Annotated in this window: 10 protein-coding genes; 5 read left to right on the forward strand and 5 right to left on the reverse strand. The window is 55.7% G+C overall.

What is annotated here, in order from left to right; genetic code table 11:
- Positions 1-50: 50 nt before the first annotated feature.
- On the reverse strand, positions 51-383 hold the full coding sequence (locus ACXM2N_RS08180; RefSeq protein WP_458487664.1) for a hypothetical protein: 333 nt from the start codon (positions 381-383) through the stop codon (positions 51-53).
- 425 nt (positions 384-808) lie between these two features.
- Here ACXM2N_RS08180 and gltB point away from each other — a divergent pair, with 425 nt between their 5' ends.
- Positions 809-5377 carry a glutamate synthase large subunit gene (gltB, locus tag ACXM2N_RS08185; RefSeq protein WP_458487666.1) on the forward strand — a complete coding sequence of 1523 codons (4569 nt, stop codon included), beginning with the start codon at positions 809-811 and terminating at the stop codon, positions 5375-5377.
- Complete coding sequence (locus ACXM2N_RS08190) at positions 5377-6918, forward strand: glutamate synthase subunit beta (protein ID WP_458487668.1); 1542 nt, start codon at positions 5377-5379, stop codon at positions 6916-6918. Before gltB ends, ACXM2N_RS08190 begins: the two co-directional genes overlap by 1 nt.
- 60 nt (positions 6919-6978) lie before the next feature.
- Here ACXM2N_RS08190 and ACXM2N_RS08195 read toward each other — a convergent pair whose 3' ends face one another.
- The 4 genes from ACXM2N_RS08195 to ACXM2N_RS08210 all read right to left on the reverse strand — a co-directional run bounded on the left by ACXM2N_RS08195 (position 6979) and on the right by ACXM2N_RS08210 (position 10011).
- Positions 6979-7470, reverse strand: coding sequence for a hypothetical protein (locus ACXM2N_RS08195; protein ID WP_458487670.1), 492 nt, complete (start codon positions 7468-7470; stop codon positions 6979-6981).
- Positions 7471-7600: 130 nt separating this feature from the next.
- Positions 7601-7891 carry a putative quinol monooxygenase gene (locus ACXM2N_RS08200; protein WP_458487672.1) on the reverse strand — a complete coding sequence of 97 codons (291 nt, stop codon included), beginning with the start codon at positions 7889-7891 and terminating at the stop codon, positions 7601-7603.
- A gap of 127 nt (positions 7892-8018) precedes the next feature.
- Positions 8019-8567: a GNAT family N-acetyltransferase gene (locus ACXM2N_RS08205; RefSeq protein ID WP_458487674.1), complete on the reverse strand. Its 549-nt coding sequence runs from the start codon at positions 8565-8567 to the stop codon at positions 8019-8021.
- Between the two features lie 85 nt (positions 8568-8652).
- On the reverse strand, positions 8653-10011 hold the full coding sequence (locus ACXM2N_RS08210) for a Na+/H+ antiporter family protein (protein ID WP_458487676.1): 1359 nt from the start codon (positions 10009-10011) through the stop codon (positions 8653-8655).
- A 261-nt stretch (positions 10012-10272) separates the two neighbouring features.
- Between ACXM2N_RS08210 and ACXM2N_RS08215 the strand changes: the two genes are divergently transcribed.
- The 3 genes from ACXM2N_RS08215 (at position 10273) to ACXM2N_RS08225 (ending at position 12116) form a co-directional block, all read left to right on the forward strand.
- On the forward strand, positions 10273-11217 hold the full coding sequence (locus ACXM2N_RS08215; protein ID WP_458487678.1) for an urea transporter: 945 nt from the start codon (positions 10273-10275) through the stop codon (positions 11215-11217).
- Positions 11218-11426: 209 nt separating this feature from the next.
- Complete coding sequence (locus ACXM2N_RS08220; RefSeq protein ID WP_458487680.1) at positions 11427-11729, forward strand: urease subunit gamma; 303 nt, start codon at positions 11427-11429, stop codon at positions 11727-11729.
- 21 nt (positions 11730-11750) lie between these two features.
- Positions 11751-12116, forward strand: coding sequence for an urease subunit beta (locus ACXM2N_RS08225; protein WP_458487682.1), 366 nt, complete (start codon positions 11751-11753; stop codon positions 12114-12116).
- Positions 12117-12121: the final 5 nt, after the last annotated feature.

Raw genomic sequence — 12121 nt, forward strand, 5'->3', positions numbered from 1 at the left:
TCACCACACTTGGGGAGTCCTAGCACCACACAAGGGGTGCACATAATCAGTTACGCAGCCAGCGGTGGCGCGTTCACATCTGCAAGCTCACGCAGGGAAAGATCTTCTAGGTTCGTTGGGTCTGGTGGCGGGGTTGGGTCAGTCCAGTCATCGTTGCTGTCGCCCTTGCGTAGCCAACGAGAAATCAGCCCAAAATTCACACCCACAACACCAAGAGCAATGTGGAAAAGTTGAGCAGCCCACCCGCGCATAAGGCGAGCGGTGGAATCACCCAAACCGTTGTTACGCGCGGACTTCAACAGGTCATTACGGGATTCAATCGTGGAACGTGGTGGCTGGTAGACAACTTCCCATTCAGGGGACTTCCACGGCAATCCCTGCACACCGGCGTTCTATGCACCGGCTTCCACAGGGATAGTCAAAGATGACTTGTTGGTGCAGATACAGCCGCGTTCAGCGGGCTTAGCTATAAGCACCTGAGGGATACCCAGCAAGTCCCTACCGCAAGATTTAGGGTTGTTCACCAGCGGGCACCAGAAAGGTCATTTACGGTGATATTAAGAGGCATTCACCAACGGTTCGTGTTTTCGTTCGAGCCCTAAAGATCAGCAATTTGGATACACCCAATCCCACTTTCCTCCTCAGCGAGATCGGAAAAGAAGGCGCAGGTTATCGGCGTTATCTTGACTTCGCAGTCTCCGGACTGGGTGTAGGAATTCTTTAATTAATTTGTTACCTGTTGATTAATAGATAGAATTAACCCGATTAAGGCCTACAACGAAACTAACCGCAGCTTGACGGAGGGGAAATGAAAAGACAGGGACTCTACAATCCCGGCTTTGAACACGACGCTTGTGGTGTCGCATTCGTAGCAGACATGCACGGCCGCGCAACCCGTGACCTCGTCGATAAAGCGCTCAAGGCGTTGGTCAACCTTGACCACCGTGGTGCCGCAGGCGCAGAGAAGAACACGGGTGACGGTGCCGGCATCCTTATGCAGGTGCCAGACGGCTTCTACCGCGAGATCGTTGACTTCGATCTGCCAGAGGCTGGCTCCTACGCCACCGGTATTGCGTTCCTGCCTCGTCAGCGCATGGCAATGTTGGACGCACGTCGAGAGATCGAGGCCATCGCCCAGGAAGAGGGCGCGGAGGTACTCGGCTGGCGCGACGTACCAACTGATCCATCCATGTTGGGGGAGATGGCGAAAGACGCCATGCCTACCTTCGCTCAGATCTTCCTTTCTGCCTCCGGCAAGAAGGACATCGATCTTGACCGCGTCATGTTCTTTATTCGCAAACGCTGCGAGCGCGAACTAGGCACCAAGAACGGCCAGGACACCGTTTATTTCCCATCCCTATCCGCACGCACTGTCGTGTACAAGGGCATGCTCACAACCCCACAGCTCAGCCAGTTCTTTGTTGATCTGCAGGATCCTCGCATGGAGACTGCAATTGCATTGGTACACTCCCGCTTCTCCACCAACACATTCCCAGCATGGCCGCTGGCGCACCCATACCGCCTTGTTGCGCACAACGGTGAGATCAACACCGTGCGTGGCAATGAGAACTGGATGCGTGCGCGCGAATCACTCATCGAGTCCAAGGAGCTGGGCGCACTGGACCGTGTTCTGCCCATTTGTACCCCCACCGGCTCTGACACTGCGCGTTTCGACGAGGCCCTAGAGCTCCTGCACTTGGGTGGCCGTAGCCTGCCACACGCAGTCATGATGACTATCCCGCAGGCATGGGAGCACGCAGACAACATCGATCCAAAGCTGCGCGACTTCTACGAGTACCATTCCTGCCTGATGGAGCCGTGGGACGGCCCGGCGGCCGTCGCATTCACTGACGGCACCCTGGTGGGTGCCACCCTTGACCGTAACGGTCTGCGCCCTGGCCGAATCTGGATCACCGATGACGGCCTCGTCGTGATGGCGTCGGAAGCAGGTGTCCTAGACATTGATCCAGGCAAGGTAGTCAAACGCACCCGCGTTCAGCCAGGCCGCATGTTTTTGGTAGATACCGCCAATGGGCGCATCATTGAGGACGAAGAAATCAAGGAGAAGCTGGCCACCGCTGAGCCTTACGGTGACTGGATTGATGAAAACTTCGTTCACATCGAGAACCTCCCGCAAACTCGCTACGAGTACATGCCCCACAAGCGTGCGGTTCTTCGCCAACGCGTGTTCGGCATCACCGAAGAAGACGTAGACATCATCATCCGCCCCATGGCACTCACCGCCACCGAAGCGATTGGTTCTATGGGTTCCGATACCCCCATCGCGGCACTGTCTAGCCGGCCGCGCATGCTGTTCGACTTCTTCGCACAACGCTTCGCGCAGGTCACCAACCCGCCGCTAGACTCCATCCGCGAGAAGCCGGTCACCAGCATGTTCACCCTCCTGGGCGGGCAGAGCGACGTTCTCAGCCCAACACCAGAGGCTGCGCGCCGCATCCACTTAAACTCCCCCATCATTGACAACCACGAGTTGGCTACTCTGATTCACGCCAACGACGGTGGCGAGTGGGAATCCTTCGGCGCCGCCGTCATCTCTGGCCTGTACCCAGTGGCCCACCACGGCAAGGGAATGCGCGAGGCTATCGACCGTGTTCTGCGTGAGGTTTCTGACGCCGTCCGCGAGGGCAAATCCCTGATTGTCCTTTCTGACCGCGAGTCCAACGAACGCTTTGCGCCCATCCCTACCCTGCTGCTGACCTCAGCGGTTCACCAGCACATGGTTCGCGAGCGCACCCGCACCCGCGCTTCCCTCGTGGTTGAGGCCGGCGACGCCCGCGAGGTCCACCACTTGGCAATGCTGATTGCCTACGGTGCAGACGCGATCAACCCATACATGGCGTTTGAGACCATTGATGAGCTCCGCATGAAGGGGCAGTTGGGCGATCTCACCCTAGACGAGGCCTGCACCAACTACAACAAAGCTGCCACCACCGGCATTCTCAAGGTTATGGCCAAGATGGGCATTGCTACCGTGGCGTCCTACCGCGGCGCTCAACTGGCTGACGTCACCGGCCTACACCAAGATCTATTGGACGAGTACTTCGGTGGAATCCCATCCCCGATCTCCGGCATTGATCTGGAAGACATTGCAGCGGACGTTGAGGCGCGCCACCGTCAGGCGTTCCTTCCACGCCCGGAAGAAAACGCTCACCGCGAGCTGGATTTGGGTGGCGAGTACAAGTGGCGCCGTGAGGGCGAATACCACCTGTTCAACCCAGAGACCATCTTCAAGCTGCAGCACGCTACCCGCACCGGCCAGTACGCGATCTTTAAGGACTACACCCGCAAGGTAGATGACCAGTCGAAGCGCTTGGCAACCATCCGCGGTCTGTTCGAATTTGCTCCAGATCGCGAACCGATTTCCATTGATGAGGTTGAATCCGTTGCGGACATTGTCAAACGTTTCTCTACTGGCGCTATGTCCTACGGATCCATCTCCGCCGAAGCCCACGAGGTTCTGGCAATCGCTATGAATCGCTTGGGCGGCATGTCCAACTCTGGTGAGGGCGGCGAAGACGCCAAGCGTTTTGAAGTAGACAAAAACGGTGACTGGCGCCGCTCCGCGATCAAGCAGGTCGCTTCTGGCCGATTCGGCGTGACCAGCCACTACCTCACTAACTGCACCGACATCCAGATCAAGATGGCTCAGGGCGCAAAGCCTGGTGAAGGTGGCCAGCTGCCACCAAACAAGGTGTACCCATGGGTTGCTGAGGTTCGCATCACCACCCCAGGCGTGGGCCTGATCTCCCCTCCCCCTCACCACGATATTTACTCCATTGAGGACCTGGCCCAGCTGATCCATGACCTGAAAAACGCCAACCCAGACGCTCGCATCCACGTGAAGCTGGTTGCAGAGCAGGGCATCGGTGCCGTTGCCGCCGGTGTATCCAAAGCTCACGCAGACGTTGTGCTCATCTCCGGTCACGACGGTGGTACCGGCGCATCCCCGCTCACTTCGCTCAAACACGCTGGTGGGGCGTGGGAGCTGGGCCTCGCAGAGGCCCAGCAAACCCTTCTGCTCAACGGCCTGCGTGACCGCATCCGCGTTCAGTGTGACGGCCAGCTCAAGACCGGCCGCGACGTCGTCATAGCGGCGCTGCTCGGTGCTGAGGAATTCGGCTTCGCAACCGCACCACTTGTTGTAGAGGGTTGCGTCATGATGCGCGTCTGTCACCTGGACACCTGCCCAGTTGGCATCGCCACCCAGAACCCTGACTTGCGCAAGAAGTTCACTGGCCGTGCAGAGCACGTAGTTAACTTCTTCACCTTCATCGCCCAAGAGGTCCGCGAGTACCTAGCCCAGTTGGGCTTCCGCTCCATTGATGAGGCAGTTGGCCAGTCCCAGGTTCTCAAGATGACCGACGATCCTGCTACTGACCGCGCAGGCAAGTTGGATCTGTCCTCCATCTTCGAGCGCGTCGAGTCTCCATTCTTCAGAAACCAAAACTTGCGATGCACCAAAACCCAGGAGCATTCACTGGAAAACGCTCTGGACAACCAGATCATCCGCGACACCCAGCTCACCATCGATGCTGCGGCGGCAAAGAACTCCGCTAACGCACCAGAGTGGATGACCGCGGGTGAGGACCCACAGGTTCACCTGTCCTACCCCATCAGCAACATCAACCGCTGTGTTGGCACTATGACTGGTTCCCGCGTCACCCGCGCAGCTGGCGGGGCGGGACTGCCATCAGACACCCTGCACCTGACGTTCACCGGTTCTGCGGGTAACTCCTTTGGTGCTTTCGTGCCGGCGGGAATGACTCTGGATCTGGTAGGCGACGCCAACGACTTCGTAGGCAAGGGTCTGTCCGGCGGCCGCATTGTGGTCCGCCCATCCGAGTCCGCACCCAAGCAGCTGAAAAACAACCCAGATATCATCGCCGGTAACGTCACCGCGTACGGCGCCACCTCGGGCGAACTTTACATCGCTGGCTCCGTGGGCGAACGCTTCTGTGTCCGTAACTCCGGCGCCACCGCAATGGTGATGGGTGTGGGCAACCACGGCTGCGAATACATGACCGGCGGCACCGTAGTCATCCTCGGTGAGATCGGTGACAACTTCGGCGCCGGTATGTCCGGCGGCGTGGCTTACATCGCGCCTCAGGATAACTTTGAAAACAAGCTCAACCCAGACGTTGCCAACGGCATTGAAGAGTTGGATGACGCAGACATTGAGAAGCTGACCGAGCTCTTTGCCGAGTTTGAGAAACGCACTGGTCAAAAGGTGGCCTACAAGCCGCAGGAGATGCGCAAGATTCTCCCAGCTCCGTACCGCAAGGTACTTGATGTTATTGATCTCGCGACCGCGGAAGGCCGCGACGTAAACGCAGCAATTATGGAGGCAGTGAACTAATGGCTGATCCACAAGGCTTTATGAAGTATGACCGCGAAGAGCCAGCGCACCGCCCTGTGCCCCTTCGCCTGATGGACTGGAAGGAAGTCTACGAGGATGCGCCTCAGGGCCAGCTCAAGCGGCAAGCATCTCGCTGCATGGACTGCGGTGTTCCCTTCTGCCACGAAGGCTGCCCTCTGGGCAACATCATCCCTGAGTGGAACGACCTAGTCCGCCAAGACCGCTGGAAAGAAGCATGGGATCGTCTCCACGCCACCAACAACTTCCCGGAGTTCACCGGCCGCCTGTGTCCAGCGCCATGTGAGGGCGCTTGTGTCCTCGGCATTAACGACGACGCCGTCACCATCAAGAACGTTGAACTCGCCATCGCCGAGCGCGGCTTCGAAGAGGGGTGGGTCACCCCAGTCAAGCCATCCATGGACACCGGCATGAAAGTTGCGGTTGTGGGCTCCGGCCCTGCAGGCCTGGCCGCTGCGCAACAGCTGACCCGCGCTGGCCACAAGGTCACCGTCTACGAGCGCGATGACCGCATCGGTGGGCTCATGCGCTACGGCGTACCTGAGTACAAAATGGAAAACAAGTGGATCGACCGCCGCCTAGAGCAGATGGAAGCCGAGGGCACCGAGTTTCGAACTGGTGTCTCCCCTACCGCGGCTGACCTGGCCGGCTACGATGCCGTCATTCTTGCCACCGGTACTCCAGTTCCACGCGATCTGCCGGTTGAGGGACGCGAGCTGGACGGAATCTACCCAGCAATGGACTACCTGAACCTGCAGAACCGGGTCTGCGAAGGAGACACTGACGTCCCGGCGATTACCGCGAAAAACAAGAAGGTAGTCATTATCGGTGGCGGTGACACCGGCACCGACTGCTTCGGCACCGCGCTGCGCCAGGGCGCGGCATCTGTCACCCAGTTCGACATTCGCCCGCGTGCTACCAAACACCGTGCGGCGTCCACCCCATGGCCGATGTACCCATTGATCTACCGCACTGCTACTGCCCATGAAGAAGGCGAGTACGTTGTCACTGGTAACGAGTCCGCAGCCGAAATCGAAGCCCTGGGTCTTGCAAAGCGCGCCCCAGGCGACGAGCTCGGTGCCCGCACTTACTCTGTCAACACAGTGTCCTTCCACGGCGAGGACGGCAAGGTGACTTCCCTTCGTGGCAACGAGGTCAAGGTGGTCGACGGCCGCCGCGTCCCTATGGAGGACACCGATTTTGACCTCGAAGCCGATCTCGTTCTGATCGCACTGGGCTTCACAGGCGCTGAACGCGGTGGCGTTGTTCACGAGCTGGGCGTTGCATTCGACGAGCGCAACCGCATGGTGCGCGACTCCGAGTACCGCGCCCAGATCAAGCCACTGTTCCCAGGCTTCAAACCAAAAGTCTACGTAGCAGGCGACAACGGCCGTGGCCAGTCCCTGATCGTGTGGGCAATCGCTGAGGGCCGCGCATGCGCAGCCGCAGTGGACGCTGATCTCATGGGCGAGACCTCCCTACCAATCGCAGTGACTCCTCGCACCAACCCGCTGAGCGTTTAATCGCAGCTTTAAGGCCTTGGCTCCCCTTGTGGAAAGCCAAGGCCTTTTGCTTAGAATCCTTTAACGCGCGTCTAAATACGATTGCTGTTTCGCCCTTACTTTGGTGGCAATTTCCTCAGCATTCTGCAGCGTCGAGGTAACGAACTCAAGATCGCGCAGTTCACTGGCAACTACTTTCCCACCTGCAGGGCCAGTTCCTCGAGCACCTTCCACAATTCGCAGAACCACTTTGGCTTCACCGCCTAGGTTCAAACGAGTGAGGTTCTCTTTCTTATTGGTGGTGACGGGCCAATTAATGGCACCGAAATTGGTTCCATGATCGGGATGGACCTCTACTTCCGCGATATCTCCGAATGGGATTTCCCTACGCCACATAGGAGCACGGACCACAACGGAGCGAGAGCCAATAGCAAACCAAATTTTGGTCCGTAGCAACCATACGATTGCGATGGCCGCTATCAGGATGAAGAACACGGGCGCTGAACTGCTTGATTGAATGCCGATGAGTGCGCAAATGATGATCACCATTACGCCGATGATCAAGGGAGCCATCACCGCTATGCCTTTGGGGGTTTTGATAAAAATATCTTTGTCTCGAGTTACCTCTGCCACGGTGCAGCCATCCCTCTTTCAGTGCGGAAATACGATCTAAAACAGAACGCTTAACCCTCCAGCAAAAAGGTTAGCGGCCAACCTTCACCATACTGATGTTGTACTTGCGCTTGATTCCCTTGGTGGCTTCCGCCCACTCTGTGGACTCTGTGCGAGCGCGGTGTGCTTGAAAATCGCCTTCGCTGGCAAACATCTCATTGACTTGAAAAACCAAAGGATCCTTGGTTTCTTCAATTGAGAATTCAAGGCAGCCGGATTCCGAACGAGTGAGTTTCACATGCTCATCAAGGTGTTTCAACACTGCCTCGCGCTGCTCGGGCGTCTGGCACACCATCTGGCCATTAAGCTTCAACTTCGGCATTCTGTCCCCTAGTACTACTGCGAGCGTGGTAAATCTGCGGCCACTGCCAACTGTTTTTATTTAGAAAAGGTTATTGTACTGCGCACCAAGACAATGTGTAAGGGCGAAGACGCAACTAAATGTCGAATTAATCGGAGACTTTATCCGTGGCTAACAGCGCGTACACTGCCAGATCATTCGCCTTACCACGGAGGATCTCACCACCGCGTTGGACGCCTTCGAATATAAACCCCGCAGATTCCGCGACATGGCGCGACGCCACGTTGTTCACCTCTGCTTTAACTTGAAAACGGAAAACGCCGTGGGCAAACGCATAGTCCCGCACTAGGCGCAGTGCCCTCGTCATCAACCCCTTGCCCCGTGCCCACGGGGCTGTTGCATAGCCAACAGAGACGTGCGCAAAGTCAAGGTGGTCAAGGCGCAGCCCAATATTTCCGCAATAACGCCCGTCCTCCACCAAGGCCCATCGCACAGCTTCATCCTCTCCCAGAAAACTTTTCGCCATGGAAGCCGTGTAGCCCTCTGGTACGTGGGTGTAGCGCTGCATGCGCTGATCATTGCTGGCCACAATGAGGTCATCCATAACCTCGGGGATCTCGTTTACCCTGTTCCACGGAAGCAGGGTGAGATCACCGTCGTGTAATTCGCTAAGAGTTATCGGCCAGGCAAATGTCATGCTCACATCGTACACAGGCCATAAAGAAACGCTGATCTCTAATAGATGTTCACATCAGAGATCAGCGTTAACAACTAATGCATGCTTAGAGCACCATCGCAGCAATCCAGCCGGAAATCATGAGAGGAATGTTGTAGTGCAGGAAAGTTGGAATGACCGAGTCGCGAATGTGGTCATGCTGACCATCCGCATTAAGACCTGCAGTTGGGCCCAGTGTGGAATCCGAAGCTGGGGAACCAGCGTCGCCTAGGGCGCCAGCTGCACCGATGATTGCTACGGTTGCTGCTGGGCTGAACCCGAGGGTGGCACACAACGGGACGTAAATGGTGGCGATGATCGGCAGCGTGGAGAAAGAGGAACCAATACCCATGGTGACGACCAGGCCAACGAGCAGCATGACAAACGCAGCGGCAGCTTTGTTCTGGCCAAAGATCTCAGCAGAGCTATTGACCAGACTTTCCACTTCTCCGGAAGCATTCATGACTGCAGCGAAGCCCTGCGCTGTAATCATGATGAAGCCAATCATGGCCATCATCTTCATGCCCTGAGTGAATACGTCATCCGCTTCTTTCCAGTTCACGGCGCCAGTGAGCATGAAGATTGAGAGGCCAACGAGCGCGCCAATCAGCAGAGAGTCCGCTTCCGTACCCAAGGACTGCATAACCACCTGTACGGCAAACGTGGCAACAATGGCTACCAGTGCAACATAAATCTTGAATTTGGAAATCTCTTTTGGCTTATCGTCCTCGATAATGGCGGCCGTCTGGTAATCACGCGGCTTGCGGTAGGTGATAAACACTGCAATCAACAGACCCGCAACCATACCCAACGCCGGAATGGTCATGACACTGATGATGTTGATGCCAGAAGTATCCAAACCCGCAAATTCGATGTTGCCAAGCAGAATCTCATTCAAGAAGATGGAACCAAAGCCCACTGGTAACCACATGTACGTTGTCACCAAACCGAACGTCATGACACAGGCAACCAGACGGCGGTCCAATCGGAGCTTATTCATCACTGCTAAGAGTGGTGGAATGATCAGCGGAATGAAGGCAATATGCACCGGAATCAAGTTCTGCGACATGATAGCCATTGCCAATATGCCAGCAATCATGAACCACTTGGTGGTCGCCACGACTTTGGTAGCAAGCGCAGAATTGTTGTCTGGGTCCTTACCAATCTTGGCCATGATGAATTTAGCCAAAAGGTCAGGAAGGCCAGAGCTTGCGACGGCCATTGCAAAAGCACCCAGCAGCGCGTAGCTCAATGCAATCTTTGCACCACCGGACAGGCCATCCTGGAATGCAACCATCGTTGCATCAAGGCCGATGCCCGATATAAGGCCACCGGCGAGAGCACCAATAAACAATGCAAGAACAACGTGGACACGTAGAACCGCCAGGATCAGCATGATCAGCACGGCTATTAAAACTGCGTTCATATCGCATAATTTACGACCGATTGCATGAAATAGGAAACCGTAACCCCGAATGGACAGCTCGAAATTGCAGCTTAAAGACAGTAGGAACTACCTTAAGCCGAAATCAAAAGTATTAGCCCCATTATTAACGCAGGTAAGCGTTTAGTTGCCGTCGCAGCTGTAATAATCGCCACTTTTTACAAGGATACAGATTCCAGAAACTAATGGGAACATTTGTAAACTATTTGAAGCACATATGAAAAAGATGGCACAATAAAGATCATGAACGCAGTGCGGTACACCTTTCGCGGAATCTCTCAGATTTTCTTCACCAGCCACGCCCTTTTTGGCGCAATACTCACTGCGATCCTCGCGATTTTCGATCCTCGTTTCGCAGCCATTGTCCTGATTGGCTGCGCCTCCAGCACCGTCACAGCCAGGCTCGCCGGCGACCGAGAGATAGTAGCTTCAGGAATCGCAGGCTTTAACGGCGCACTGTTCGCAGCCATCTCAGCCGTTTATTCCGGCTACACCCTGCGGACTGTAGCCTTTGCCATACTCGGCGGCATTGCCTGCGCAATTCTTTTCAAAGCCTTTACACTGCTTTTTGAAAGCCCATGGCTAAAAGGCCTTCATTTGCCAGTAGCCTCTACACCATTCGCCATCATCGCAACTCCAGTCTTCGCCCTAACCGGCACAATGAAAACCGAATGGGAACTCACCACGGCCGAAGGCGCGTTAGGTATCACGTTCACCGCCCTTAATGGCATCGCGGAAGTATTCTTCACCGACGGCTGGCTAATAGGAACCTTGCTGCTCATCGCCGCCGTAGTTTTTAACCGAACCAACGCGCTATTCATTGCCACCGGAGCCCTTGTTGGCGCTGTTGGCACTCCTCTGCTTTACGGAACCATGGAGGCATCAACGGGACTATTTACCTATTGCACGGTTTTGGCTTCCATGGCCGTGGGCGGAGTGTTCTGGGCAGACCGCTCAATGAAAACTCGCTTCGCCGGGGCAATTACGTCCGCAGTTTTGGTCCTTGCAATCCAACCAGTTCTAGCAGCGACCGGACTTCCCGTGACCGCCTGGCCATTCCTCATCGCCCTATGGATCACCGTGGGTGCAGATTCCATCCTCTCCAATAACCGCAGTAACCGCACCCCTCAGCAGAAGCAGGCAGATCAACCAGAGGATTCAGACATGGCCATTTCAACCCTGCAGTAAGCCTCCCCTTTTCTTTACCCCCTGTTCACCAGAACGCCTCAGGATTATTTATTTAAAATCCATAGTTTTAAATGCAGCTTTCTTTCTTTTAAGAAACCTTCTCCCAAAAAGATCGCCTTAAGTTATTGAAAACGGGCGATTTTTTGGCGTACATTTATCTATCGAACAATAGATAGAAAATAATCTCGTCTCACAAAAGGTGAAAACCCATGTACCTTCAACCACGCGAACAGGAAAAGCTCATGGTTGTTGTCGCTGCGGATCTAGCGCGCCGCCGCCAGAACCGAGGCCTCAAACTCAACTACCCGGAAGCTGTCGCCATCATCACCTACGAACTCCTAGAAGGCGCCCGTGATGGAAAAACTGTAGCGGAGCTCATGAGCTACGGCACCACCATTCTCAATAGGGATGACGTCATGGATGGGGTCGCGGACATGATCGACGACGTCCAAGTGGAAGCTACATTCCCTGACGGCACCAAACTTGTCACCGTCCACAGCCCAATACGCTAACGAGAAGAAGGAAAACCCCTCATGTACCCAGGTGAATACGTTTTGAGTGACGCAGAAGTTGAATGCAATGCTGGTCGCGAAGCAATTGAACTTGAAGTAACAAACCGTGGCGACCGCCCAGTACAGGTAGGGAGCCACTACCACTTCGCCGAAACTAACGCGGCACTAGATTTCGATCGTGCAGCAGCGCTTGGCAAGCGCCTCGATATCCCAGCTGGAACCGCCGTGCGCTTGGAACCCGGCGATGCCACCGTCGTTCGCCTCATCGACCTAGGCGGAACCCGTACAGTCCACGGTTTCCGCAACCTCGTTGATGGAAACCTCGATTCCTTTGAACTGACCACTGACAAGCTCGCCAACGCGGGCATGAACTACGAAGTAAGGTAGGGCGA

This window comes from Corynebacterium sp. ZY180755 (assembly GCF_054331495.1).

What these genes read in the sequence shown, in the direction of transcription:
- gltB (WP_458487666.1), top strand. Translation starts at nt 809, where the DNA reads ATGAAAAGACAGGGACTCTACAATCCCGGCTTTGAACACGACGCTTGT.
- ACXM2N_RS08190 (WP_458487668.1), top strand. Translation starts at nt 5,377, where the DNA reads ATGGCTGATCCACAAGGCTTTATGAAGTATGACCGCGAAGAGCCAGCG.
- ACXM2N_RS08195 (WP_458487670.1), bottom strand. Translation starts at nt 7,470, where the DNA reads ATGGCTCCCTTGATCATCGGCGTAATGGTGATCATCATTTGCGCACTC.
- ACXM2N_RS08200 (WP_458487672.1), bottom strand. Translation starts at nt 7,891, where the DNA reads ATGCCGAAGTTGAAGCTTAATGGCCAGATGGTGTGCCAGACGCCCGAG.
- ACXM2N_RS08205 (WP_458487674.1), bottom strand. Translation starts at nt 8,567, where the DNA reads ATGACATTTGCCTGGCCGATAACTCTTAGCGAATTACACGACGGTGAT.
- ACXM2N_RS08210 (WP_458487676.1), bottom strand. Translation starts at nt 10,011, where the DNA reads ATGAACGCAGTTTTAATAGCCGTGCTGATCATGCTGATCCTGGCGGTT.
- ACXM2N_RS08215 (WP_458487678.1), top strand. Translation starts at nt 10,273, where the DNA reads ATGAACGCAGTGCGGTACACCTTTCGCGGAATCTCTCAGATTTTCTTC.
- ACXM2N_RS08220 (WP_458487680.1), top strand. Translation starts at nt 11,427, where the DNA reads ATGTACCTTCAACCACGCGAACAGGAAAAGCTCATGGTTGTTGTCGCT.
- ACXM2N_RS08225 (WP_458487682.1), top strand. Translation starts at nt 11,751, where the DNA reads ATGTACCCAGGTGAATACGTTTTGAGTGACGCAGAAGTTGAATGCAAT.